At 45.6% G+C, this 26983-nt stretch carries 21 protein-coding genes; 11 read left to right on the top strand and 10 right to left on the bottom strand.

What is annotated here, in order from left to right; translation table 11 throughout:
* Positions 1 to 26 precede the first annotated feature (26 nt).
* Positions 27 to 215 (bottom strand): hypothetical protein, encoded by a 189-nt coding sequence (locus BM021_RS05815; RefSeq protein WP_090719803.1) that lies wholly within the window; start codon positions 213 to 215, stop codon positions 27 to 29.
* A 131-nt stretch (positions 216 to 346) separates the two neighbouring features.
* Between BM021_RS05815 and BM021_RS05810 the strand changes: the two genes are divergently transcribed.
* The gene (locus tag BM021_RS05810; protein ID WP_090719801.1) at positions 347 to 1090 is read left to right on the top strand and encodes a Mut7-C RNAse domain-containing protein; all 744 of its coding nucleotides are present in this window, start codon (positions 347 to 349) and stop codon (positions 1088 to 1090) included.
* A gap of 98 nt (positions 1091 to 1188) precedes the next feature.
* Here the strand turns inward: BM021_RS05810 and BM021_RS05805 are convergent, their stop codons facing one another.
* Positions 1189 to 1629, bottom strand: a complete 441-nt coding sequence (locus tag BM021_RS05805) for a DUF4156 domain-containing protein (RefSeq protein WP_256207800.1) — start codon at positions 1627 to 1629, stop codon at positions 1189 to 1191.
* 82 nt (positions 1630 to 1711) lie between these two features.
* Positions 1712 to 3418, bottom strand: coding sequence for a sensor domain-containing diguanylate cyclase (locus BM021_RS05800; protein WP_090719799.1), 1707 nt, complete (start codon positions 3416 to 3418; stop codon positions 1712 to 1714).
* Between the two features lie 258 nt (positions 3419 to 3676).
* Between BM021_RS05800 and BM021_RS05795 the strand changes: the two genes are divergently transcribed.
* The 3 genes from BM021_RS05795 to BM021_RS05790 all read left to right on the top strand — a co-directional run bounded on the left by BM021_RS05795 (position 3677) and on the right by BM021_RS05790 (position 5944).
* Complete coding sequence (locus BM021_RS05795; protein ID WP_090719797.1) at positions 3677 to 4411, top strand: DUF1499 domain-containing protein; 735 nt, start codon at positions 3677 to 3679, stop codon at positions 4409 to 4411.
* Between the two features lie 17 nt (positions 4412 to 4428).
* Positions 4429 to 4587 (top strand): hypothetical protein, encoded by a 159-nt coding sequence (locus tag BM021_RS15450; RefSeq protein WP_177186307.1) that lies wholly within the window; start codon positions 4429 to 4431, stop codon positions 4585 to 4587.
* Between the two features lie 97 nt (positions 4588 to 4684).
* Positions 4685 to 5944, top strand: coding sequence for a putative Na+/H+ antiporter (locus BM021_RS05790; protein ID WP_090719795.1), 1260 nt, complete (start codon positions 4685 to 4687; stop codon positions 5942 to 5944).
* Between the two features lie 152 nt (positions 5945 to 6096).
* On the opposite strand, the gene BM021_RS05785 is transcribed toward BM021_RS05790, so the two are convergent.
* From BM021_RS05785 to BM021_RS05775, 3 genes are read right to left on the bottom strand one after another with little or no spacing between them, the layout of a single operon-like run.
* On the bottom strand, positions 6097 to 9270 hold the full coding sequence (locus tag BM021_RS05785; protein ID WP_090719793.1) for an efflux RND transporter permease subunit: 3174 nt from the start codon (positions 9268 to 9270) through the stop codon (positions 6097 to 6099).
* A gap of 3 nt (positions 9271 to 9273) precedes the next feature.
* Complete coding sequence (locus BM021_RS05780) at positions 9274 to 10446, bottom strand: efflux RND transporter periplasmic adaptor subunit (protein ID WP_090719791.1); 1173 nt, start codon at positions 10444 to 10446, stop codon at positions 9274 to 9276.
* Positions 10443 to 11873 carry a TolC family protein gene (locus tag BM021_RS05775; RefSeq protein ID WP_090719789.1) on the bottom strand — a complete coding sequence of 477 codons (1431 nt, stop codon included), beginning with the start codon at positions 11871 to 11873 and terminating at the stop codon, positions 10443 to 10445. The genes BM021_RS05780 and BM021_RS05775 overlap by 4 nt, the downstream gene beginning before the upstream one ends.
* 195 nt (positions 11874 to 12068) lie before the next feature.
* Here BM021_RS05775 and BM021_RS05770 point away from each other — a divergent pair, with 195 nt between their 5' ends.
* From BM021_RS05770 to BM021_RS05745, 6 genes are all read left to right on the top strand, one after another.
* Positions 12069 to 12971, top strand: coding sequence for an alpha/beta hydrolase family protein (locus BM021_RS05770; protein ID WP_090719787.1), 903 nt, complete (start codon positions 12069 to 12071; stop codon positions 12969 to 12971).
* Positions 12968 to 15043 (top strand): di-heme-cytochrome C peroxidase, encoded by a 2076-nt coding sequence (locus tag BM021_RS05765; RefSeq protein WP_090719785.1) that lies wholly within the window; start codon positions 12968 to 12970, stop codon positions 15041 to 15043. Before BM021_RS05770 ends, BM021_RS05765 begins: the two co-directional genes overlap by 4 nt.
* A 101-nt stretch (positions 15044 to 15144) precedes the next feature.
* Positions 15145 to 16236: an aminopeptidase gene (locus BM021_RS05760; RefSeq protein ID WP_256207799.1), complete on the top strand. Its 1092-nt coding sequence runs from the start codon at positions 15145 to 15147 to the stop codon at positions 16234 to 16236.
* A gap of 28 nt (positions 16237 to 16264) precedes the next feature.
* Entirely contained in the window at positions 16265 to 17620 is a 1356-nt protein-coding gene (gene chrA, locus BM021_RS05755; RefSeq protein WP_090719781.1) for a chromate efflux transporter, read from the top strand.
* Positions 17621 to 17831: 211 nt separating this feature from the next.
* Positions 17832 to 19535: a cation:proton antiporter gene (locus tag BM021_RS05750; RefSeq protein WP_177186306.1), complete on the top strand. Its 1704-nt coding sequence runs from the start codon at positions 17832 to 17834 to the stop codon at positions 19533 to 19535.
* Between the two features lie 76 nt (positions 19536 to 19611).
* A complete protein-coding gene (locus BM021_RS05745; protein WP_090719836.1) occupies positions 19612 to 20580 on the top strand; it encodes a universal stress protein in 969 nt (322 codons plus the stop codon).
* Between the two features lie 169 nt (positions 20581 to 20749).
* Here BM021_RS05745 and BM021_RS05740 read toward each other — a convergent pair whose 3' ends face one another.
* Positions 20750 to 21031, bottom strand: coding sequence for a high-potential iron-sulfur protein (locus BM021_RS05740; RefSeq protein WP_090719777.1), 282 nt, complete (start codon positions 21029 to 21031; stop codon positions 20750 to 20752).
* Positions 21032 to 21391: 360 nt separating this feature from the next.
* On the opposite strand from BM021_RS05740, the gene BM021_RS05735 reads away from it, so the two are divergent.
* Positions 21392 to 21742, top strand: a complete 351-nt coding sequence (locus BM021_RS05735) for a multicopper oxidase domain-containing protein (RefSeq protein ID WP_371116172.1) — start codon at positions 21392 to 21394, stop codon at positions 21740 to 21742.
* Positions 21743 to 21924: 182 nt separating this feature from the next.
* Here BM021_RS05735 and BM021_RS05730 read toward each other — a convergent pair whose 3' ends face one another.
* From BM021_RS05730 to ileS, 3 genes are all read right to left on the bottom strand, one after another.
* Positions 21925 to 23277, bottom strand: a complete 1353-nt coding sequence (locus tag BM021_RS05730; protein ID WP_090719775.1) for an ABC transporter substrate-binding protein — start codon at positions 23275 to 23277, stop codon at positions 21925 to 21927.
* 365 nt (positions 23278 to 23642) lie between these two features.
* Positions 23643 to 24134, bottom strand: a complete 492-nt coding sequence (gene lspA / locus BM021_RS05720) for a signal peptidase II (RefSeq protein WP_090719770.1) — start codon at positions 24132 to 24134, stop codon at positions 23643 to 23645.
* A 24-nt stretch (positions 24135 to 24158) separates the two neighbouring features.
* Positions 24159 to 26969, bottom strand: coding sequence for an isoleucine--tRNA ligase (gene ileS / locus BM021_RS05715; protein ID WP_090719768.1), 2811 nt, complete (start codon positions 26967 to 26969; stop codon positions 24159 to 24161).
* Between the last annotated feature and the right edge of the window lie 14 nt (positions 26970 to 26983).

Raw genomic sequence — 26983 nt, 5'->3', positions numbered from 1 at the left:
TTATAGAACACTGATTGACACTTACTTTAGTAATTGGATTTTTCTTCAGTTGATCTGGCTTTGCCTCTGCCTTCTTGATCACTGGCCGGTATTTGATGGAAAGGCTGAATAGTCTTGCCATACGACTCAGGGTTAGGCGTTTCCGGAGCCGTTGGTCTGCCACCGCACGCAACTAAAGCCAAAACTGCTGAAATACAAAAAGTATGAATTCTCATATGAAACCTTTTCAGTATTGGTTGATGACGAATCATTTTTGTTACCACAGTTCGTAGGTTACCGGTTACGGATATGCAAGACATTGATCTTGATCAACCAAAGTAATGTTAATTTAACAATAGCCTTGTCAATGGCGCAGATCAGACTTCATTTTTATCAGTCCTTAAATGATTTTCTCGCACCTTCATTGAGTCATACTGAAATTATTCATAACTTTGATCGAAAGGCTTCAGTAAAGGACATGATCGAATCTTTCAATGTGCCGCACACCGAAGTAGGGCTAATTTTAGCGAATGGGATTGCAGTCGATTTTAATTACATTGTTCAAGATATTGATTATATTCGAATTTATCCGGCGCTTGAAGATAGTCCAGGAACATCGTCAGTGCTACTTCGTCCAGAACCATTACGTCCACCCCTATTTGTAGTGGATACTAATCTTGGAAGGTTAGTGCGCTATTTAAGACTATTGGGATTCGATTGCCTGTACCGTAATGATTACGATGATGACGCAATAGCACAGATAGCCAGCGAACAACTGCGCACGGTGCTGACTCGCGATCGGTCATTGTTACAGCGCAAAATCATCACCTATGGATATTTTGTCCGGTCGGACATGCCTAAAATTCAAACCAAAGAAGTTTTGAAAAGATTCGATTTATATTCTTTTTTAAAACCGCTCAGCCGTTGCACTCACTGCAATGGAAAATTAATGGAAACTGACAAACGAGAAATAGCCCATCGATTGAAACCATTGACAAGGCAGCATTACGACAGATTTTTGATTTGCTCAGAATGCAATCAGATTTACTGGCAGGGAAGTCATTCTCTGCGTGTAAGACATTTAATCAATGAATTTTCTATCAAAAGATGATGATTTTATTTCATTACTAATAATCAAAGCCAGGCAGAGGTTTATGCCGGTAATCAGCTTTCCGATTAGCTCATCAGTGCTGCTGAGTTTCTCTAGATTCATTCGCAATCGTAAACATTTCCAACAAATATGATTTCTTTGTCGACACCGGGAATTTCATATTTGCCTGAATTGTTGGCGTAGATAATATGCACCGTATTGCCGCCCAGTTTCTGCGCTTCGCTTCTTAAATTGTTTCTGGCATTCATTAGCCGGCTAATATAGGGGGTGTCTTTTTCCTCGGTCCGACTGTCTTTTGAAGAGCCTTTTACTTTGCCGAGTAACTTGCATCCATCAGGACTGTGCTCGCCGACCTGTATAGTGACTGTTTTTACTTCTTTTGGTTGTGCTGAAATTTCAGAACAGCCCATAATGATGAATACGCTTGCGATTGTTTTGACTAATTGGCATGATTTTATTTTGATAACACTCATGAGTGACTCCTGATTCCCAGACATTTTTAAGCCAGTAGCATAGATAAGCGCACCATTGGCCGTCAATAACTAAACTCCTGCCTGAAGCTGAGCAGTGTGGGGTGTTGGTCATGTTTCTGCATGAGTTTTTGCATTTCGCCTAGTTGAGTTAATTCGCGCATACACAATTGCGCCCTTGTTTTTTTGCGCGATAAAGTTGTTGGTCTGCCAGAGAAATTAATTCATCCAACGATACATGGATATTGTTAGTATGGGCCACACCGAAGCTTGCGGTGAACGAGAGCTTTTCTCCTTTAACAGTTGCAAGCTGGATAGTAGAGACTTTTTTGCGTAGCCGCTCCGCAATGAGGGTGGCATCGGATAATTTAGTGTCAGGTAAGAAAATAAGAAATTCCTCACCTCCCCAGCGTGCCAGAATATCCCCACTGCGAGCTTCTTTCTGTAACGTTTCCGCTAAGCGCACAAGAACCTGGTCTCCAAGGGCATGGCCATAATTGTCATTGAACAGTTTGAAATTATCGATATCTAACATGATGGTTGAGGTATGACTGTTGTTGCGTAAGCCCATGGCCCAAATCGGTTTAACAAATTTATAAAATGACCATCGGTTATTCAGATTGGTCAAAGAATCAATTCCAGCCATTTTCTCGGCAACCAATTTTTCGTTCTGACTGATATTAAAGCGCTCCGCAAGTGCAAGTGCAAGCAAAATGGCATCAGCCATCATACCAATTTCTACTGCGCGATAAGTAAATAAGTTAAAAGGAATTAATCCCCATATTGCATTTGCCGTGACAGCGCCGCCACATATCGTGGAAATCGACGCCAGCAGGAAGTACTTGGCAAATCTATTGCCTGCTTGCAGCGACATAACACCCAATATGACCATCAGAATAGAAAAGAAGAAGATAAAAATGAGCGACATCAGAAGTGTTATTGCATAGCTGCCCGTCAGTGTAGCTATTAGCAGTAATAAGATACTAAACCCCATGCAGCTTCCAATGACAATACGGTAAACGCGGGGTAGAGCTATTTTGACATTCAGGAAATGCAGCGCAAATATAAGCCCACTGATGGAGCAGATGACGATCAGAACAGGATTTGACCATTGCTGCCATCGGGGTGAATCAGGCCACAGCCACTGATAGCCGTGGCCGGTATAAGAAATATTCAGTATTAAGAAAAATAACAAGTAAATAGAATAAAACAAATAGGAGGGGCTATTCTGTAATCCTACGTAGAGCATGAAATTGTAGGCGATGAGCGCCAGTATGACGCCGTACACGAAGCCATAGCTATAGCTTTGCAATATTTTTCTATCAGCTATCTCTTCATTACTCATGAAATAAATGGGTAGGACCATGGCATCGATTGACTCTACCCGGATTAATACAGTGGTCTCACCGTATTCAAAATGATGTCGTGTGACAAAAAATCGATGATTGAGTGGGCGTTCCGGAAACCGCATGTGATCACCGACGTGATAGCTGTTGATTAATTGATTTTCCTGGAGAAAATAAATATCAATTTTGTCCAGCCACGAAGTTTCGAACAGAAGATTTCGATGGACAGCGCCAGGTCTAGGATTTCTTACCTGAAGCGCAAGCCAGACCGGTTTTGAATTAATGCCAAAATTAATGATAGGATGCCTGGTTGAAGAAAAATATCCATTTCTGTAGGCTTCTAAAGCATCGTCCAGACTTAAGTTAACATCCTCATTCTGATAAACTTGAATATATTGACCAATCGTTCCTTGGTACTCTTTAGAAATATCTATTGTTTTTGCACTTGCCGGAAAAGACCCGAAAAGCATCCCTATAGAGGCGGCCAGCAATAGAAAAAAAGGGTTTTTCATGCAGTACTTTATTGTTATGTTTAAGCTATTAGAAGAGATTATAAGAGAATAGGCTGCGCATGCCTGGTTTGAAACCAAATAACTTAAACCTCCTGAGCCAGTGATGTGAGAACTATCTTATATAATAGCTCAATATTATTCGGTTTCTTTTTTCAGATAAAGGCAGAAAGTATGGCTCACCTTTAGGAAAAGACAAGTTGTAGGTATGATGCTTTCATAAGGAGCTATATTGCTCGGTATCTGAGAATAACATCATTGATGAATAAACCATTTAATTTTACTCATTGGAGTTTCAAACTTTCACTGTTTGCTGCGTTAATCGCAGCTTTTGCTGTGTTGGGGTATCGGTTAAGTATTGTTGATTTTCAACCGGCGTTATGGGGGTTGATAGTCAGTACTTGTATCGGATTACTGGCAACTGTTTTAGGGTCGGTGGGAACGCTGAGGGCGATCAAGGCGAAGGAATCAGAAATAATTGCCTCTACAATGGCTGGATCAACATTGGGTTTGTTGGTCGCGATGCCTGTCCTTTTGACTGCATTAGGTGGTGTCGGAGTGCCGCGTATTCATGATATTACGACCGATTTGGAACATCCGCCTGAGTTTGTGGCAATTAAGGCGATACGGACACCCGAGCATAATTCTCTGGATCGCCTCAAGCCAGAGAACCTAGCGCTGATGCAGCAAGAAGGTTATCCCGATCTTGGTCCTGCATGGATTAATCGTCCATTTGCTCAAGTGTTCGAACAAGCAGTCGTGTTGGTAAAGAAGCGGGGCTGGGATATTGCTGTCGTTTCCGCTGCCAATGGCAGAATTGAGGCAACCGATACGACACCCATCATGAGCTTCAAGGACGACATTGTGATTCGGGTCCAGGAGATGGGAAACAGAACGCGGGTTGATATGCGCTCGGTTTCCAGGGTTGGGGAGAGTGATCTGGGCGTAAATGCCAAGCGTATCCGGCTTTTCCTCACCGACTTAGGGAAACGCTGACTAATTCGGCGAACGTGATGAAGCGCGAGGCGCACGGAACGCAGCAACCGAGACATATCAATCAGATAGACGAGGAAGCGAGTACCGCGCAACGAAGCGATTCGCTCGTACAGTCAATTAATCAGCGTTTCCTTAGAAAAATGATGGTCAATATCTCATCGGGCATTTCTATTTAAATAGCGTGGATTAACAAATCCCAAACACACGGTTAGTGTAATTGTAATGCTATCATTACAAAATTTTTTCTTATCTACTTCATGAGTTTATGGCAACATGATTAATCCAACATCTATTCAAATAATTGCTGCAGCGTTGTTTGCATTGGCTGTGATTCATACCTTCTCAACCAAATATTTTGAACATCTGGCACATATTCAGCCGCGCCATGCAGGTATCTGGCATTTATTAGGTGAAGTGGAAGTCGTGTTTGGGTTTTGGGCGTTGATTCTGATCCTTTTTATATTTGCCATGAGTGGTCAGCAGGAGGCGATTACTTATCTCGAGTCGCGTGATTTTACCGAGCCCATGTTTGTGTTTGTGATTATGGTAATTGCCGGTACTCGTCCCATTCTGGATGTTACGGCTTCCACTGTTCAGCGCGCTGCATATCTTTTGCCGATCAATACAGGCATGGCCATGTATTTTTTATTGCTGTCTTTTGTTCCTTTATTAGGTTCATTTATTACCGAACCTGCTGCAATGACACTTGCAGCCCTGATGTTGCGGGATACGTTTTTCAGCAAGGAAATATCCACCCGTCTGAAATATGCCACAGTTGGTGTGTTATTTGTCAATATTTCTATTGGTGGCACGTTGACGCACTTTGCGGCGCCACCGGTGCTGATGGTGGCAGCAACATGGAATTGGGATACCAGCTTTATGCTCACGACTTTTGGTTGGAAAGCTGCACTGGCGGTGGTTGTCAATGCATGCACAATTACGTGGTTGTTTCGGCATGAATTGAGGCAAGTTGATCAAAAGAACAGTGCTGTTATATCGAAGACGCCATTGCCTGTAGTCGTGGTTCATCTCATATTTCTTATCTTGGCTGTGATATTTGCTCATCATTCTGTTGCATTTATGGGTATATTGCTATTCTTCCTTGGGTTTACAACTGCTTATCAACGATATCAAAACCCGTTGATCTTGCGCGAAGCACTACTGGTCGCATTCTTCCTGGCCGGATTGGTGGTATTGGGTGGACAACAACAGTGGTGGCTTCAGCCGTTGCTGATGGATATGGATGATACAGCTGTGTTCTTTGGCGCTACTTTACTAACGGCGGTAACGGACAATGCAGCATTGACCTATCTGGGCTCCTTGGTTGAAGGGTTGAGCGAAGAATTTAAAATTGCCCTGGTTGCGGGCGCAGTCACTGGCGGCGGTTTGACAGTTATTGCAAACGCGCCTAACCCTGCGGGTTTTGCTATTTTAAAAAATAAATTCGACGAGCAATCGATTCACCCGCTGGGTTTATTGATTGCAGCATTACCACCCACACTGGTAACTATCATTGCATTCCGTGTTTTATGAACACTTCTTGAGTAGTGAAAGATTGAATCAATGGATGAATTGCACTATCAGTAATTTAATCATTCATTATTTTAAAAACAGGACTGAATGATAAGATTTTCATCCTGTTTTTTTAGAGCAAATTATGCATTCTTAGCAGGATCTTGAGCAACTTACGGTAATGGGAGCGATTCCGGCTGAGCAGGTGCTTCGGATTGAGCAGGTGATGGTTTTTCAGGCTTATCGTCAAACCAGCGGTATAACATCGGCATGACGACCATCGTCATCATGGTTGCTGTTGTTAACCCGAAAATCACCACGATGGCAAGCGGTTTTTGCACTTCAGACCCCAAACCTGTAGCAGCCAGGAATGGCGCCAAGCCTAGTACTGTCGTGGCCGCCGTCATCATAACGGGTCTGAACCGTTGTGCACAAGCTTTCCTGACAGATTCTTCGATACTGAGCCCTTGACTGCGCAGTTCCCGAATGAAAGAGATCAATACCACACCATTTAATATCGAGGTGCCCCATACCGCAATAAAGCCTACGGATGCCGGCACAGACAGGTATTGACCAGTAACAAAAAGTCCGACAATGCCACCTACCGATGCGAATGGCAATACCAAATAGATGAGCCCAGCCAGCTTGACTGAATTAAACAGCATGAACAACAAGAAGAAAATGGCTGCCAGGGTGATGGGTACAATCACAGAAAGCGTTGCCATGGCACGTTCCATATTCTCAAATTGCCCGCCCCAGGAAAAATAGTAACCTGGCGGCAATTGGATTTCTTTCGCGGTACGCGCCTGGAGCTCTGCGACAAAACCGCCCAGATCGCGTTCATGCACATTGGCACCGACGACTACGCGACGTTTGGCAAATTCACGGGAAATAATCGCCGGCCCGTCGACCACTTGAATATCCGCTACCGCGCTGAGCGGTACCAGCATGCCGCCAGCCGCTACTGCGCCTGATGTCGCATGAGTAGGAGGCATTAACAGCAACTCCTTTATCGCTTCAACATCATAACGGAATTCTTCCGGGAATCTCAAAAGCAACGTAAAACGTCGCTCACCCTCAAAAACCTTCGTCACGGCTTTGCCGCCGATTGCCGTAGCAATCAGCTCGTTGACATCAGAGACATTCAGGCCATGGCGGGCAATCGCGCGGCGGTCGATATGAATCGTCAATTCTTGCTGACCAGATAAGCGTTCAATACGGATATCCCTGGCACCACGGGTTGATTTGACAATACGCGCTACCTGTTCTGATAGCTTGCGTAATTCTTCCAGATTATCTCCAAAAATCTTGATGGCTACTTGTGAGCGTACCCCGGTCACCATTTCATCCACCCGCTGTGCAATTGGCTGGGAAATCACAATATTGACACCCGGCAGCACTGTCAACGCGTTACGAATATCCTCTTCAATTTCTTGCTGCGTGCGACCTGTTCCCTCCAAATCCAGATCTGCAATAGGATCCGATTCATTCTGCGACGCCGGGTCCGCAGGCGATTCACCTCGTCCCAGCTTGGATACCACGGATTTAACTCCAGGTATGGCGGCAATCATCTTCATCGCTTCTGTTTCTAGCTTGATGGCTTCTTCCAGCGAGATGGAAGGCGCGCGGATAATCACTGGCGTGACAGCGCCTTCCTTCATGATCGGAATAAAGGATTTACCGAGTAGCGGAAACAGTGCGAATGCGACCATCAATAAACTGATGGCAATGAACATGGTTTTTTTCTGATTACGCATCGCTAGATTGAAAACGCGCAGGTACGCGTCTTTGAGAAAAGCGATTATACGCGTATCCTGTTCGCTGCCGCCTTTTAACAAATAGTCGCTCAGTACAGGGGATAGAAGAACTGACACGAAAAGTGCAATCAATAGCGAGATTGCAATCGTGATAGCCAATGGACTGAATGTTTTGCCTTCCATGCCTTCCAGTGTCATCAGCGGCAGAAACACGAGTATCGTGACGAATACGCCAAAAATGACAGGTGTGCCGACTTCAGCCGTAGCCTTAACGATAATTTCAAATTTGGATTGTCCGGTACCCTGCGCCTGACCCAAGCGCTGGTAAATGTTTTCAACGACAACGACGGTCGGATCGACCATCATGCCCAGTGCAATCGTCAATCCGCCTAACGACATCAAATTAGCAGGCATACCGTAATAATTCATTACCATAAAGGTAATCAAGGGCGTGATAATCAGCGTAAAACATACCACTATGCTGGTTCGCACAGTGCCCAGAAATATCGATAACACAACAATGACAAGAATCAAGGATTCCATCAGGGTACTTTGAACAGTGGCTAATGCGCCATCCACCAAATCCGTCCGATCATAAAACGGCACTATTTGAAGCCCACCCGGCAGTATCCCACGTTCATTGATTTCAGCTACTTTTGCCTTAATTCGCTCAACAATTTCCTTAGCATTGCCACCGCGCAGCATCATGACAATACCGGCAACCGCTTCGGTGTCGCCATTCTTGATACTCGCGCCCTGACGAACTTCACCGCCAAATGTTACATGAGCTACATCGCGCACGTAGATCGGTACGCCATCCATTTCTTTGAGCACGATATTACGAATATCGTCCAGTGTTGCAATCAAACCCACCCCACGGATCAGATATTGCTCATATTGCAGTGCCAGAATATTTCCGCTGGCATTGGCATTGTTACTTGCCAGTGCGCGGTCGACCTGTGTCAGGGTTAAATCGTAGTGCCGCAGCTTGTTGGGGTCGACATAAACCTGATATTCCTTGACATGCCCGCCAATAGAGTTAATTTCCGCCACGCCACGAATTGAACGTAACATGGGACGCACGACCCAGTCCTGTATCGTGCGCCGCTCGGTGAGCTCCTCTACAGTCAGGGCACGTTTGCCGTCATCCGGGTGTTCTATTGTGTATTGATAAACTTCACCCAAGCCCGTAGAAACCGGTCCAAGTACCGGTGTAATGCCAGGTATCAAACGGGGCGTTACATCAATAATGCGCTCCATCACTAACTGGCGGGCAAAATACACATCAGTTTTATCGGTGAAAACCAACGTGATCAGCGATAATCCGCTCTTGTTCATCGAGCGCATCTCAACCAATCCGGGCAAACCCGTCATGGCAATTTCAACCGGTACGGTAACTAACCGTTCCATCTCTTCAGGACTGCGGCCAATTGCGACAGTAGCTACCTGTACCTGGATATTAGTCACATCAGGGAATGCATCGACGGAAAGATTCTTTGCGGCAAAACCGCCGGCAATACATAGCGCCAGTCCGATCACCAGAACCAGCAGACGTTGCTTAAGCATGGCACGTACGATAGCTGCGATCATCGGTTACTCCAGTTCAGCAAGCTTGCGCTCGCTGTCTAAATGGAAGGCACCCTCTAGTACAATTCGATGATCAATCGTAATTCCATTCAGTACAGGGCGAAAGCCAGCGACTTCGGAGCCCAATTCAACCGGTACACGCTCGAAACGGTTATCACTGACTGCTATAAAGACATAATCCTGATTTAATTCGCGGACGACGGCTGCTTCCGGAACCACCAATGTTTTATTGTGTGCATCTGTGATATGCATGTTGGCCAACATATCCGGCTTAAGCTTACGGTCCGGATTTTCTACCAGCACGCGAGTCATGACAGTACGTGTTAAGCGGTTGACAGTATCTGAGACAAATATGATGACGCCATCCAGATTACCACTGCCTACCGCAGGCACATTAATTTCCACATGTTGGCCAAGCCGGACATCGCGAGCAATTTGCTCGGGCACATCCCCGACCACCCAGACATGGGATAGATCAGCAACCTGAAACAGTGGATCAGCAGGTTGCACAACTTGGCCAACAATGACTTGACGATCAATAACATAGCCCTCTCGGGTTGCTTTAATATCGAGCCAGGGCAAAATTCTTCCGGTTTTGTCCAATTCTTTCAATTCAGCATTGCCCATCCCAAACAGCCTTAATTGATCTGCGGCAGCACTAAATTCAGCCTTGGCAATTTCCAGTTCGGATTGCCGCCGCTCCACCTCTGCCACCGGTATGGCATCGGCAGCCAGCAAATGGCGGGCGCGGTCAGCCGCTTTTTGGGTTACCACGACACGTGACTCAGCGCGTAAATAAGCGAGTTGAGATTGCGTTAAGTCCGGGCTGGTGATACGCGCCAGGCGGTCGCCTGCTTTGACGTAATCGCCCAATATCACAAACAAATTGATGATACGCCCGGTGACATAAGAACCAATTTGTGCTGTCCTTTCCTCATCGACTTGAACCCGGCTGGGGACCTGTATTTTGTCGGCAAGATCAATCAGCGTGGGTTGCCCAATCTTCAACCGGTCTGCCAGTTCTGGCCGAACAGTAATGCTGTTGATATCCCGCTCATCATCAGCTGAATGCTGGGAAGCTTCTTCCTTGGGAACGCTGTCTGATTCTTCAGTGCCGCATCCTGTCAGCAACAATGTAGAAATAATGGAGGCGTTGATAAAAAATAATCTGAAATTCATTCTGGAATTAACTCCTTGGGATATTGTGCGCGCAGCCGGTCAATTTCAGCGACTGCCGATTGCAGATCAAAACGGGCCTGCAGGGAATCGCTCAGAATTCCCCGGAGTATGCGTTGCGTATCCAGAAACTCTATTAAGCCTCGCTCACCAAATTTGTAGGCAGCTTCAGCAACTCTTACCGCGTTTTCCGCTTCTTTGATGAGGCCGCCATCGAACATGGCCACCCGTTGTTGAGCAATCTGAAAAGCCTGCCATGCCGCTTCAAACAGTTGACCGATTTCGTAACGTCGGTATTCAAGTGTTTCCTTGACTCGTGCCGAATCATGGATAGCGGTATCAATTTCACCACGGCGGCGATACCAAATCGGAATTCTGACGCTCATGCCAGCAGTATTGGAAGTAAATTGTTGATCTTGATAGTTGGTATATAAAACATTCAATGACGGTAAAATGGAAGCGCGTTCTTGGCTGATCCGTTTATTGGCGCGTTCCTGCTCGGCTTCCAGGCGAACGATATCCGGATTGGCGGTAGGTACTTGTTGGCGCAATACATCCAAGGAAGGCAAATCAATCGGGTCTTTTAACGAGGCCTTGATCTGGAAATTTGCTGGTAATGCGCCGGCTGTCAGTTGCAGCAAAAAAACCTTTGCACGTACTGCATTTAATCGTGCAGCTTCCTTGCGGTTGGCTGCGCTTTGCAATTCAGTATCTGCCCGGATGAGTTCAAAACGGGCTGCTTCGCCTCTTTCGACGTTAGCTGCAATGCGCCGGCGCACCTCGTTCAGCAAGTTATAGATTCCTTGTTCCATGGCAGCTTGTTCCTGTCGCAGCAGTAACTCATAAGCACGCACCCGCAGTTGTGCCGCCAAATCTGCGCTTATTTGATCAAGACTGGCCCGGCTGGCATCTACTGCTGCTTCCGATGCACCGATACGTGCACTCCGCATGAAAGGGTTTTCAATTGGCTGAATCACTGTTATCGAGCGCTGATCGTTTGCGGGTCCTGTCAAATTTTCCGGAAGCCGCCTGTCCATCGGCCCTAGCATAAACATGACTTCCGGATTGAGATAGGCTGAAGCGGCGACGACTCCACCTTTAGCCATACCGACCTGCGAACGCGCGGCAAGAACCAGACCATTCGCCTGTAAGCCTAATCTTTGCAGCTCTTCAATCGTAAAAGGTGCTGCGGGCCCGCCTGGCTCAGCCGATGGCTCAGCCGATGGTGATGGTAATTGTGGCTGCGGCAACTCCTTAATTCTTAAAGGTGTTATGGATGGAACCTCACGCGCAGGCGGCGACGAGAGCGCTGGTTGTCGCAGCGTATCTGTCCCAAGTGGAAGTGGGGCTGTCGGTTGTGCTGATGTGGTTGATGATAAGAATACGAAGAATAAGCTAAGCAATAAATACCGAGATGAAAGAATTTGCATAGAGCCTTCTTTTCTTGAAAATGACGAGGATGTTGTGCTCTTCACATGTTTTTTCACATGTTCTTCACATAAAATTAACCGCCAATAATATACCAATTTTAAGATTCAGCAATATGAACATCCGAGATAATATATTCTTTTGTTTTTGTTTTGAGTCAACATTGTATTGAAATTAGTCATTAAAATAGGTAAAGAATGAATCAGCGGCAGATCATCTTTATTCCCGGAAAAAATCCTAAACCTCCGACCGATCAACACCACAAATTATTATGGCGCATCCTTCTGGAAGGTGTGCGTCGTGCTGAACCTGAAATTGCGAGTAATCTGAGCCAGTATGCTGATAATTTCAAGTTGATCGCATGGAATTATCTTTATTATCATAAAAATAAGGATATCAGCAGTGAATTGGCCTGGATTGACGCTTTAATCAATCAACATGGTCCCACTGAACAGGATATTCGCGAGGCCAATGCGCAGCATCGAAGATTAGATCGTTTTCTTTATTACCTTGTTGATCACTTAAATTTTTTGCTGCGTTTGACACCAAAACCGCTGCAATCGACCGCGAAGGAGATGACACGCTATTTTCAGAACGAGCAGAACATTGCTTGCAAGATTAGGGACTTATTGAAACAATCATTGCGTCCGCTGCTGACTAACAATGACAAAGTGCTATTGATCGGTCATAGCTTAGGTTCGGTAATTGCTTATGATACCTTATGGGAATTGTCGCATCTGGAGCGCTTGCCGGGTAAGATTGACCTGTTTTTAACCCTTGGTAGTCCGTTGGGTATGAATTATGTGCGGCGCCGCTTAATGGGTAACAATTGGACAGGAAAGAAAAAGTATCCCACCAATATCCGGCACTGGGTGAATATTTCTTCCGTGGGCGATATGACCTCACTGAACAGAGTTTTCGCGGATGATTTTGCACCCATGTTATCGTTGGGGATTATTGACTCCATTGAGGATCACTGCGACGGAATTTACAATTTTTATCGTAACGAGCTAGGATTGAATTGTCATCGCTCGTATGGGTATCTGGTAAATCCTGCGGTAGGTAAAGTGATTGCGGATTGGTGGCAGCGATCCGCATGAGCTATGAGATGTTAAGTCACTATCTACGATGGGTAAAAATACTGACATTGATTTTGATTGGATTTTCGATAGCGTGGGGGATCGTCGGTGTATCTCTGCGGATGTACGAATTGCGTGACGATGATCCTGATCGTGGTGCTGCCATCATTGACGTCAATAAGTTCGGTGATCACTTCTCCCGGACAGTTTATCTTGCGCAAGGCTGGTCGGTCTCGGATAGCTTGTGGTTCTACAATACCACGCAAGGCTCCAACTTATTACCTTATAGTTTTTTCTTGGTACTTGAGCAATCAGATTCTAAAGCTTTATTCCGCAGTGATGGAAACATGAACCGTTATGGCTATCTGCCACAACGTCCGACAGCAAGCAATCCAGATGGCCTGCCGGTCGGAATGGTGCGTGACGAATATCAGGGCAAGCCCTTTATGGGATTTACTTGTGCTGCCTGCCATACGACTCAGATCAACTACCAGGGTATCGGAATTCGTATCGACGGGGGTCCTGCCAATGCAGATATGGAAACTTTCATGATCGATCTGGCAGAAGCGCTGTATGCAACGCTGCAGACTCCGGCAAAACTTGACCGCTTTGTGACCCATGTATTGAGATACAGTCATTATAAAAACGCAGAGGAAGTATTGGCTGATCTGAAGAAATATGCGCAGCGTATCAAGACCTATACCATCATCAATACACCACGGGACACCAAACGCCCATTAACGCGTTATGGGTATGCGCGGTTAGATGCCTTTGGGCGTATCTATAATCGGGTACTCGAACATATTATGAGTGCCCAACAACTGCGTGAACTGCTGGCTGAGATACTTACCCCGGCTGAACTGACTGAGGTCATGTCAGACGTAGAGCCACTTCTAAGCAGTAGTGATCGTGACCATATTATCGAACGCACGCAGGCGTATCTTACGGAAAAACAAATCATCAAATTACGCAATAAAATCTATAATCCGGCAGATGCACCGGTGAGTTATCCGTTTCTGTGGGATGTTCCTGTGCATGATTATGTTCAATGGAATGGCAGGGTCGATAACAGTGGAATTGGACCGATGGCGCGCAATGCGGGGCAAATAATCGGCGTATTTGGCACACTGGACTGGCAGGAAAAAGAAGGGTTTACCTTATCCTCGGTTTTGGGTGGACAAGGTTTTGGCTCCAAACATATCGACTTCCAATCCTCGGTTGACATCCGAAATTTGCGCCGGGTAGAAAAGCATTTGCGTCAATTGACATCCCCATCTTGGCCAGAACATATTTTACCCAAGATCGATAAGACACGACTGGCTAGGGGTGCAAAACTATTTGCGCTGTATTGTTCCTCGTGCCACGATCAGATTAACCATGCCGATCCGAATCGCCGGGTGGTGGCTCAGATGATTTCGGTTTCTTCAGTAGGGACCGATTCAAAAATGGCTGAGAACAGCGCAGCGTTTACTGGCTATAGCGGTATTTTGCGCAATCAATATGTCCAAACCAATGTAGGAAACATCTTATTGCAACACCAGGTACCGGCGGTTGCCTTATTGACAGCCGCTACACGCAATGTAGTGACTACACCTGATCGAGATAAGTGGTTCATACGGCGATGGATCGAACGGTCGCTTGATTTTACCCATACATTTTTTGATAACGAAATTCGACCTTCACTGAAAAATGGAAATTACACACCCGATACGACAGCCAATCCTTTTGCTTCGATAATGGCTTATAAAGCTCGTCCATTGAACGGTATCTGGGCAACTGCTCCTTATTTGCATAATGGTTCAGTACCGACGCTGTATGATTTGCTGTTACCCAAAAGACAAGCAGATGATCCGGCAGAGGGTGAATACCGACCGGATGAGTTTATGGTCGGTTCGCGTGAATTTGATCCAGAAAAGGTTGGTTTTAAATCGAAAGGTTATGATGGTTTTTTGTTTCGAACCAGCATCTGGGGCAATAATAACGGGGGGCATGAATACGCTTCTGGCCGTACACCACAACTTGACGGAACATTTCTTCCCGCATTGACCAATGAACAGCGGCTGGATCTATTAGAGTACCTCAAATCTTTATAAGCTGTGTAAATCACCTAGGAAGAAGATAAGAAAGATGAAAAATAATCCTGCAATATCTAATTTGATTTTCATATCCTAATCACTATTTCATGAGGAACAAAGTGACTTTACGAATTTCACGCACATTCAAATTTATCATCATAATGAGCCAGGTGGTCTGGCTTGGTAGTTGCGTTAATCTACCTTATTATGCGCAAGCGATTGGCGGACATATTGATGTTCTGCATCGCGCGCAACCCATCCAAGCAGTCATTGCTAATCCGGATACCGATCATAAATTAAAGCATTCTTTGACCAAGGTTGTGCAGTTACGCGAATTTGCCAGCCGTGAACTCAAGCTGCCGGATAATTTGAGTTACACCAGCTATGCGGATTTAGGACGCCCTTATGTAGTATGGAATGTCTTTGCTTCACCCGAACTTTCTCTTAAGCTCAAGAAATGGTGTTTTATTCAAGCCGGTTGTGTCAATTACCGTGGTTTTTTTTCTCAAGCTAAGGCAGAGCAGTATGCGGAAGAGCTCAGAAAAGAGGGTTATGACGTATATGTTGGTGGAATTCGCGCTTATTCTACCTTGGGCTGGTTCAGCGATCCGGTATTGAATACCTTCATCGGTTATTCAGAAATGAGTCTTGCCCGCTTAATATTTCATGAGCTGGCCCATCAGGTGGTGTATGTGCCTGATGATAGTGTTTTTAATGAATCTTTTGCCAGCGCGGTTGAACATGAGGGTGTCCGACGCTGGTTTGAAAGCAATGGTACCGTTATAGAGCAATCTGCATTAAATGCAAAACAAAAAGGGGAGGCTATCTTTGCCGAGCTGGTATTAAAACATCGCAGACGCTTACAAGAGCTGTTTCAGTTAAACATCAGCGACATTGAAAAACGCACCCAGAAAGCACGCATTTTTGCCGAGCTGCGTGAAGAGTTTTTGCGATTGAAAGCTGAAAAAGCTGAACTCAGCAACTATGATCAATGGTTTGCGCAGCCATTAAATAATGCATTGTTGGCAACAGTTTCGATTTATAACCAACTGTTACCTGCATTTCAGGCAATACTCCAGCAAAATGATCAGGATATGGGACGGTTCTTCGATGCAGTGATGAAAATCAGCAGGCTGCCAAAGAATGAGCGAGATTTTGTGCTGCGAGAAGTTGCTGAAGGCCATCAGCAATGGAATATCGCCGAGCGCTAAATAAAATCAATCAAATATAAGGACTAACATGGCTTCAACGGCGTCGCAAGCCATCGATCGGCCTGAGCCAGTATCCTTCAGGCAGGCATTCATCTATTGGCTCAAGCTGGGTTTTGTCAGCTTTGGTGGACCGGCTGGTCAAATCAGCATGATGCACCAGGAGTTGGTTGAAAGGCGCCGCTGGATTTCCGAACAACGTTTTTTGCATGCTCTCAATTACACCATGGTATTGCCGGGACCGGAGGCTCAGCAATTAGCGACTTATATTGGCTGGTTGATGCATGGCACATGGGGTGGCATTGTGGCTGGTGTGCTTTTTGTATTGCCATCTCTTTTTATCCTGATCGTATTAACATGGATTTATATGACTTATAGTGGAATTCCAGCAGTCGCAGGAATTTTGTACGGCATAAAACCTGCGGTAACAGCGATTGTTCTTTTTGCAGCTTATCGGATTGGCTCCAGGGCCTTGAAGAACAATATACTGCGCGCTATTTCAGTAGCAGCATTCATAGCCATATTTGTATTCAATCTACCTTTTCCCTACATCGTGCTGATGGCGGGCCTGATCGGTTATGCAGGTTCTCACTTGATGCCTGATAAATTTCACGCCAGTGGACACCATAGGCTTTCAAAAATCACCTACGGCCCTGCACGGATCGATGATGATACGCCTGTTCCAGAACACGCTTGCTTTAAATGGAGCCGATTCCTGGTATTTGCAGTAATCGGAGTTTTAATTTGGGGAGGCGTAATGGCTCTGCTGGTAGTGCAATATGGCTGGGAAGGGACCCTGACACAAATGGGCTGGTTCTTCACCAAGGCGGCGCTAATGACATTTGGTGGTGCTTACGCTGTTTTACCTTATGTTTATCAAGGTGGCGTTGAGCATTACGGTTGGTTAAATGCTTCGCAGATGATCGACGGATTGGCATTGGGTGAAACTACCCCGGGACCACTCATTATGATTGTGGCTTTCGTCGGGTTTGTCGGTGGCTGGACTAAAGCGCTTTTCGGACCTGACTTGCTTTCTCTGGCGGGTGTGGCGGGTGCAGTGATTGCTACCCTCTTTACATTTTTACCCTCTTTTATTTTTATTCTGCTCGGAGGGCCGGCGGTTGAGGCCACCCGACATGATATTAAATATACTGCGCCATTGACAGGTATTACAGCAGCTGTGGTTGGGGTTATTGCCAATCTGGCAATATTCTTTGCCTATCATGTCTTATGGCCCCATGGTTTTGAGGCTGAGTTTGAATGGCTCTCCGCTTTGATCGGAATCGCGGCATTTATTGCATTATTCAAATATAAAGCTGGTATTGTTCCTGTCATCAGTGCTTGTGCGATGGTTGGATTGAGCTATTCATTCTTTGGTCTTCATTAAAAATTCAGGGGAGCCATTTTCTGCACTGAGCTTATGGTGTTTGAAACTAAATTTCGATGTTTTACCTGGATTTTAGGAACTGTGATGCATAGATTACATAGTATTTTGGTAATAAATTTAAGTATCCTCAATTACTTATAAAACTATATGTGTTAGCGATTATTTTTCCAATCAGCTTGGTAATACTGCTGGGGCAGGAGCACGCAGGATAATGGAACATCTCGCGCAAATCATTTTGCTTTTAGGTGTGGCGGTAGCCGTTGTGCTTACATTTCAGCACTTGCATATTCCAACCAGTTTGGGATATTTGCTGGTAGGTTTGATTCTCGGACCGCATACGGTTGGGCCAGTAGTTTATGTGCCGGAATTCAGGATGCTCGCCGAATTTGGAGTGGTTTTCCTGCTGTTTACAATCGGACTCAATTTTTCTTTGCCGCAGTTGCGTGCGTTGCGGCACCAGGTTTTGGGGCTTGGAACCGGGCAGGTTGTATTCACAACGGCAATAGTAGGAGCCGTTGTGTGGATGACTGGATTATCTGCTGCTGCTGCATTCGTTATCGGAGCGGTTTTTGCGCAATCATCAACGACTATCATCGGCAGTCAATTGGCCGAACAGGGCGAGGAGAACAGTCATCATGGTCGATTCGGACTTGCCATGTCGGTTTTTCAAGACGTTACTGCTGTTCCCTTCCTTGTAATCATACCTGTGCTTAGTGTGTCAGTTGGCACCGATGTACTTGTCGGTGCCTTGGGGTGGGCGTTTACAAAAGCAGTCATTGCATTCACGCTCGTGTTTATTACAGGTCGTTGGCTGCTACATCCGCTGTTTCATATGGTTGCTGCACGACGATCTGCAGAAGTATTTACCTTGGCAGTGTTGTTGGTTGCATTATTGGCAGCATGGACCACAAGTAGCTTTGGGTTATCTTTGGCATTTGGAGGATTTCTTGCTGGAATGATACTGGGTGAAACAGAATTTCGTCACCAAGTAGAATCGAGCATACGCCCCTTCCGTGATGTCCTGCTGGGTCTTTTCTTTGTCGGTATCGGTATGCGATTTGATCCAGCTGCTATATTTCCGATATGGCATTGGGCCATACTGGGGACATTGCTCATTATGGCGAGCAAAATACTGATTGTCGCCGCCATGATGCGTAAAAAAGGAATTGATGTCATGGTTGCATGGCGTACCGCTTTACTGCTAGCAGTGGGAGGGGAATTTGGACTTGCCCTTGTGGTGATAGCGCTCGATTCTGGCGTAATCGATATGCAACTGGGTCAAATAGCGATGACATCAGTCCTATTCTCGATGATTGCAGGCGCTTTTATGATTCATTTCAATGGGATTGTGGCAAATTGGTTAGTTGGAAGCCGAAACGATGAGGTTGGGAGTGTTCCTGATAAGTTATCAGAGGCTCCGGAGCAGCAAGTATTAATCGGTGGTTATGGACGTGTAGGGCGTACGATAGCCGTGCTGCTTCAGTCAAGCGGAATTCCATTTTTGGCTTTAGATACCGACCCGAAGCTGGTGGCGCAGGGTCGGATTGATGGTCATTCGGTATCGTATGGCGATATTTCTGATCCGGAATTACTGACTGCCATCCATGCTGAACGGGCTTCTTTGGTTGTGCTTGCTGTTGATCATTCCACTACAGCCTTACGGGCAATTTTATTTCTACGCAAAAATTGCCCGCATGTACCCATTATTGCACGGGCCCGGGATCTCGAAACCAGCTCCCGCTTTCTTGATGCAGGCGCAACTCATGCATATCCGGAAGCAATTGAGGCGAGCCTGCGCCTCGGTGAAACTGCCTTGAAAATACTTAATGTTGCAGAGGAAGATATCGATCTGGTAATCCAGGATGTAAGAGATTGGGGTTATAGATCCATTCTTGATGAAGAACAGGATAAATAAAGAAAAAATAAAACTTCTAAGTACCATTGAAATCTTTAAACGGCCCATTAATCTAAAAGTGATTAAGGAGCATGAAATGAAACAGTTCAGTAATATCCTATGTGCAGTGTCGGCTGGAGAATCAAGTAGACCTACTTTAGAACGGGCAATATCATTGTCAGAAAATAATCAGGCGCAACTTACGGTTGTCGGCGTGATACCACGCGTTACAGGGGGTCTCATAATGACAGATGGAACAGCTATCTCTGCTGATTTGCAGGCTGCGATGATAACTGAATGTTTGCAGGTGTTGCAGTGCTTCACTGAACCTTATCAGCAACGGCTCTACATCCAGCACGAGGTACTGATAGGGACCGGATTCCTGGAAATTATTCGCACCGTGTTGCGCAATGGGCACGATCTGTTGATCAAGCCGGCTGAAAATCCAAATTTCGTTGATCGGTTGTTTGGCAGTGACGATATGCATTTGTTGCGCAAGTGTCCTTGCCCAGTATGGCTTACGCAGCCAGCCGAAAAATCAAATTACAAGTGTATTCTGGCTGCGATTGACTTTGATCCCGAGAGCCCTGACGCAACAGAGCAGGATCTTAATCAACAGATTCTTGATTTATCCAGCTCGCTTGCACTGTCCGACTTTGCGGCTTTGCATTTTGTTCATGTCTGGGATGCTCCTGGCGAAGCGACTGTACGGTCATGGAGCAACAATGCTAATGAAGCGGCTATAAGCTATGTTGAAGGGGAACGATTGCGCCATGAAAGGGGGTTGGATCGGTTGCATGAGCAGCTAAAGAACTATCTAGGCAAAGAAGCCTATGAATATCTCTCTCCTCAATTCCATCTATGCCGCGGAACAGCATCTATGGTAATACCGGCAACAGCAAGACAATTTCAGGCGGATATGGTGGTTATGGGAACGGTTGCACGAACAGGTATAGCTGGATTACTTATTGGTAATACCGCAGAGACTATTCTTGAACAGTTAAGATGTTCTGTACTGGCTATTAAGCCTGCTGGTTTTATTTCACCGGTAAAGCTCGCTGAGTAACAGTTGGCTAGGGAAATTCCATGAAATATAGAAGATGTGGCTTATCACAGCCTGAATCGCTGTAGTGCTAATCCGAGCGCGTATGGATTTCGCAAGAAGCAAAAAGTCCAGACTGACTTGACGTATAAGTAGCGTGAATTTGATACCGGGCGGAAACCGAAGGATAGCCTTATGATTTTTTTGCGTATGCGATACACCAGCCTTGCGGGCTGATACTGCCTTCTACTACCTTACACTCGCCGCTTGCTTCAGCGGTCTCGCCTGGGACGAACTGCATGCAATTACTACATTTTTCCTGTCCATTGGGTTTGTCTCGGTACTGCATTGCTTCCTTTGAAGCTTTTGCCGCTTGTGCTTGACCAACGAGCGAATTTATTAAGGGAACGGTGGCCCCTAAGACCATGAATTTTATAATCTTGCGACGTGATAATTGGTTCTGATGGTCATTCATAATCGCTTCTCCAAATTTGATAAGTTAAAACGCAATAACCGGTGCAAATATGCTCACGCATGCTATTAATAAATTTGCAGTAAAGCTAATTTCAGGAAGATTGATACTGTTACAATAAATTGCTTATGTGAACCGGGTCTTTTCAATCACTTGCAAAATTAAAAAAATAATACCCTGGCTTAACATTTATTTCAGTTAATCAGCACACTTAGTAGTGCTTGACTTCCGAAAGCTTGCATATAGAAATCTTATCGTCTCGTCTCGATAATAACTTGAGGTAGTATAGTTTTTGTTAAAGCTATTCTATTATTGGCCATTTATTTCAAATAAAAAATCAGGATATTTCATGAAAGCCATGGAATGATGGGTGGTGGAGTGCGCGGTGGTCGAGGCAGGATGGGAATGATGATGTCGCAACCGCATCCTATTCATCTGCATGGTCAGCAGTTCCAAATTCTTTCGCGAACGCAAAACGATCGGGAGAACGGCTATGATACGGTTAAAGATGGATTCATAGACAGTGGCTGGAAAGATACTGTTTTAGTCATGCCTGGTGAAGAGGTTGAAATTATTAAACCATTTGAGAATTATACCGGCTTATTCCTTTATCACTGCCATAACCTGGAACACGAAGATATGGGAATGATGCGCAATTTTTTTTGTGAGCTGAGCGGATGTTGTAATTGCCTGATTCTGAGTTTGGTGATCTGATTGAATAAATCAGATCCAAGTTTTCTCAGTTTCTTTCTCATTGATCTTAAGCTTTCTGCGAAGTCCGGCAGATCGAATTAATGGGTTGTTGTGATTGGCTTTTTCAATAGCTAAAACAGAAGAACGGCAAATGCGTAGCGTTAAACGCTTATGCCAACATAACCGCAGCTTCGTTTTTTAGACTATGGAATTGGCTTCAAGTGAATCGACTTCAGGTCGATTTCTTTGAAGATGTTCTTGTCTTCAGTGAATTCTGAAAGATGCCAGATGTGAAAACGGCTATTTTCTCTTAAGCCATCTTTGTTGAAGACATATTCGTCCAATTCTCCAGCAAAGCGGCGATTGTCCCAGATAGCGGCCCTTTCCATAACGATTCGTAAGACCTGACGTGCATCAGTTACATAACGTATATTGAAAAGCTGTTTGAGCCAGTAATGTACTAAACTCTGGCGTTGCATTTCCTCCGCAAAATGCAAGCTCGTATCGGCGAGAAGATCATTAACAATAGAGCCAATGTCCCTTCCTCGTTTTGCATAACCATCCTTTTGAAAATTATCCACTGGCATTGGGTGAGTGATGTAGAGTTCAGGAAGTTTAGTCTCAGTTTGAATCCGATTAAATATGGCTGCCTCCACGACAGTGTCACTCAAAATTATCCTGGGAAGGGGTGAGTCAGTCCAGAGAGTGCCGACTTGTTCAAGCAGAACACGGGCATTAGACCATTTGCCTATAAAGAAAATGCAATCGATGTTTTTCAGTATATCCCATGAAGGAAGCGTCATACTGGAAGAAAGTAAGACAGTGACTTGCTTTTTTTCTTGAAGTGCGGCAATGAATTCATTGATGAGGAAATCAGAGTAAGTAGGGTTGGTTGGATCGCTGACGATCCAAAACGCCTTGACATTGTCTCTTTTGGCATTGTTCTCTTTAGAAAGTCTTTCGGCGAGCGCGAGCTCCGCAGCAGTTTTTGCTTGCTCCTTGTCGGTCGGTGAGAACCTAAAAATTGGATAATACTGATGATTCTCGGCGATGGTGGGAGGGAGCAGATTCGGGTTAGTCTCTATCGGAAGAATAACAGGAATCGGCGGCTCGGTTTGGAGATAGGCTGGAAGTGCCATCAGACTCTTTGAACTTGTCATGTGACCGATCACCATTAAAGTATCGACGCGCTCCGCCAATTTCCCGGACAGCATCTTGGCGTTCTCGGTGGATCCTTTGTCATCGATGCGCTGCAGATTGACCGGAATATTATTAATTGAAGTCTTTTCAAATTCTTCAGATATACCTTTCCAGAGTTCATCTGCAATCTGACGATTTTGCCCGCTAAAGTCTCCGACTACATACACGTGATAGGCTTTAGGTCCGGCCCACCATTCGGCGATCCTCGAGAGTAAGACAGCCGATATCGCCATCCCGATTAGAGGGAGAATAATAAATGTAGATGCCCATTTACTTAGCATCTGCCGCCCCTTGGAAGCAGGGCGGCCTGTTGTGTCCTCTTGAGAGTTCTTTGATGATGTTTGATCGTCAGCCATATTCTTTAGTGATCAATATCACTGTTTTCTCCGTTTCTTTGATTATGCATGCCTTAAACAAATGCTGTAAAGCAGTTATAAACTTGATGGATAATTTATAATCTGAACAATTAATAAATTTGCCGTAAAAAGATTTTAGATATTTTGAACAGGAATCCATCATGAAAAGAAAACAGACGTTACGTATGATTGTGTTTCTGATAATGCTGCCGCTGCTATCCGGTTGCTGGACGTTGATAGCTGCTGGTGCGGGAGCTTATGGAGGCTATAAAATGAAAGAAAACGGCTATACCTTACAAAATCCGATTACGAAGGAAAAAAATCTAGTCGATAAGATAATTTATCAGGAATGGGATTGCGGGCGATTACTTAATTTTTTTGCCGGTACTTTGCGGATTTCTCTTATGCTGAAAGCTTTCATAAATCATCAGCACAGCACCGATAAAAATAGCTGAATCGGCGACATTGAAGGCTGGCCAGTGATAGTTGCTGATATAAAAATCCAGAAAATCGATGACATGGCCCAGTGTAATGCGGTCGTATAAATTGCCCAAAGCTCCGCCCAAAATCAAACTTAATGACAGGCAGAACAATTTCTCAGATTGGTATTTATTGAGCAGATAGATGATCAGAACAACGGCAATGCCTGCAACGCCACTCAAGAACCAACGTTGCCAGCCGGATTCTTCACTCAGAAAGCTGAAGGCGGCGCCTGGATTATAGGTTAATACCAAGTTAAAAAAACTGGTGAGTGGGATTTTCTGACCAAACTCTAGCATAGACTCTACCCAATATTTGCTGGCGAGGTCCAGTATCAGAACGATTAACGCAATGCTCAGGCTAATGTAAAGCTTCATAATGAGAAATTCTCTCTAAAAAGGTTAAGCATAATGCCGTTCTTCACCATTGCCATACAGATTGGTGATGCAGCGTTTGCACAAAGTCGGATGCTCTCTATGATGGCCTATATCCTGGCGGTAATGCCAGCAGCGCTCACATTTTGCATATCTGCTTGGCGCAACAACAATACATTCTTGTTGCGCGTTACTGACCTGAATGAGTTTAACTTCCGAGGCAATCAGCACAAAGCGCAAGTCATCGCCCAATGTATTGAGCAGAGCAAAGTCTTCGCTGTTGAGTGATATTTCAACGATTGCCGCCAATGAAGAACCGATTTCTCCCTGCGTACGGGAATCTTCCAGTTTTTTCAGTACTTGAGAGCGCAAAGTGCGTATTTTCTTCCAGCGTTGTTGCAGTAGCCCGGTATCTGGCTGCGATGGAAAATGATGCCAGCAATGTAACAGCACGCTGCCCTCGGTGTCATTCGTGAGGTGTTCCCATACTTCTTCCGCGGTAAAGCTCAGGATCGGCGAAAACAAACGCACCAGGCTATGTGCGATATGGTACAGCGCAGTTTGTGCCGAACGGCGCGGCATGCCTTTGGTCGCTGCCGTGTACAGGCGATCCTTGAGGATATCCAGATAGAAACCGCCCAGATCTTCAGAGCAGTAATTATGTAACTTGTGCACGACTTGATGGAACTCATATCGCTGATAGCTTAGCGTTAAATCTTCCTGGAAGGCTTCTGTAAATGCCAGCATGTAGCGATCAATTTCAAGGCAGTCTGTGATGTCAACCAGATCTGTCTTTGGATTAAAATCCATCAGATTGGCCAGTAAAAAACGCAGTGTATTACGAATGCGTCGGTAACTTTCTACCACACGCTTCAGAATTTCCTCAGAGATAGAGAGTTCACCGGAATAATCAGTTGATGCTACCCACAAACGTAGAATATCGGCGCCGGAAGTATCCATTACTTTCTGGGGTGCAATAACATTTCCTTTGGATTTACTCATTTTATGGCCATTGCCGTCCACCACAAAACCGTGCGTAAGCAGCGCGTCATAAGGCGCACGGCCATCAATGGCGCAGCCGGTCAGCAGCGAAGACTGAAACCAGCCGCGATGCTGGTCGGAGCCTTCCAGATACAGATCAACCGGAAATTTTAGCTGTGCATCGGGCTTAACGACAGTGTCATGCGTGGTGCCAGAATCAAACCAGACGTCCAGCGTATCGGTCAGTTTTTTGTAATCCCTGGCTTCTTCTCCCAGCAATTCAGCAGCATCCAGCGCAAACCAGGCTTCGATACCTTGCTGTTCTACCTTTTGCGCTACCTGTTCGAGCAGCTCGAGTGACCGTGGATGTGGTGTGTGGGTATCCTTATGTACAAAAAAGGTCATCGGAACCCCCCAATTACGCTGGCGTGATACACACCAATCCGGACGGTTTTTAATCATTGCTTCCAGCCGGGCTCTACCCCAGGCTGGGTAAAATGCCGTGAATTCTACCGCCTGCATGGCCAGTTCGCGCAAGGTTTTTTTCTGTGCAGTTACATCAGCTGTGCGGTACAGGTTCATGCCAATAAACCATTGCGGTGTAGCACGAAAAATGATGGGAGTTTTGTGCCGCCAGCAATGAGGATAGCTGTGGTCGATTTTTTTTAGGCAAAATAAATGCGCGCTGGTTTTGAGTGTGTCAATGACGACATCATTGGCTTTCCATACCGACAGACCGCCAACCAAAGGCGTATTGGCAATAAACTTGCCATTGCCGTCAACCGGGCTTTCGCAGGGCAAGTTGTAATTCTGTCCGACAAAATAGTCGTCCAGACCATGTGCTGGCGCAGTGTGTACAAGTCCTGTCCCGGCTTCCAGTGTGACATGCTTGCCGCAAATGATTTTTACTGTGCGTTGCTCAAACGGATGCTGTAAAGGCAGATGTTCCAGCGCCTGACCTTTGCAGATAGCCAGTATTTCTCCCGTTAAGTTATAACGTTCCAGACAGGTCTGTTTAAGCTCACGGGCGAGTATCAATAATCCACGCGCAGTTTGCACCAGTGCATAGTCGAAATCAGGGTGGACGCTGACTGCTTGGTTAGCCGGTAATGTCCAGGGCGTGGTAGTCCAGATGATGGCATAGGCTTGAGTATCCGCAGGAATGGGGATACCAAAGGCGCCGTTGAGTTGCTGGCTTGCATCGGAGTCGGATGATTGGACTGCGAAACCTACGTCAATGGCGGGTGAGGTTTTGTCCTCATATTCCACTTCCGCTTCAGCCAATGCAGAACCGCAATCAATACACCAATTGACCGGTTTCTGGCCCTGATACAGATAACCGTTCTGATAAATTTTTCCGAGTGCGCGAATAATGTCGGCTTCTGTTTTGAAATTCATTGTGAGATAAGGATTATCCCAGTCGCCCAACACACCCAGGCGTATGAAGTCAGCTTTCTGACGTTCTACCTGTTCCCTGGCAAAAGCACGGCAAAGCTCGCGCACCTTGCCGGCGGGCAAATGCTTGCCCTGTTTTTTCTCGATCTGATGTTCGATGGGTAAGCCATGGCAATCCCAACCCGGGACATAAGGCGCATCAAAACCAGCCAGGGTTTTGCTTTTAATGATGATGTCTTTGAGAATCTTGTTAACCGCATGACCGATATGAATGTCGCCATTAGCATAAGGAGGGCCGTCGTGCAGGATGAATTTAGGGCGTCCTTTGCTGACAGAGCGGATTTTTTGATACAGATTTTTTTCTTGCCAGGCTTTAAGCATGCCGGGTTCACGGCTGGCGAGATTGCCACGCATCGGGAAAGGCGTGTCGAGTAAATTGAGAGTTTTTTTATAATCAGTCATGACTGTAAAATGGG

The organism is Nitrosomonas sp. Nm166 (genome assembly GCF_900112825.1).
Taxonomy (GTDB): domain Bacteria; phylum Pseudomonadota; class Gammaproteobacteria; order Burkholderiales; family Nitrosomonadaceae; genus Nitrosomonas.
The sequence above is the reverse complement of the archived record's forward strand: the minus strand, read 5'-3'. Positions and strand labels throughout refer to the sequence as shown.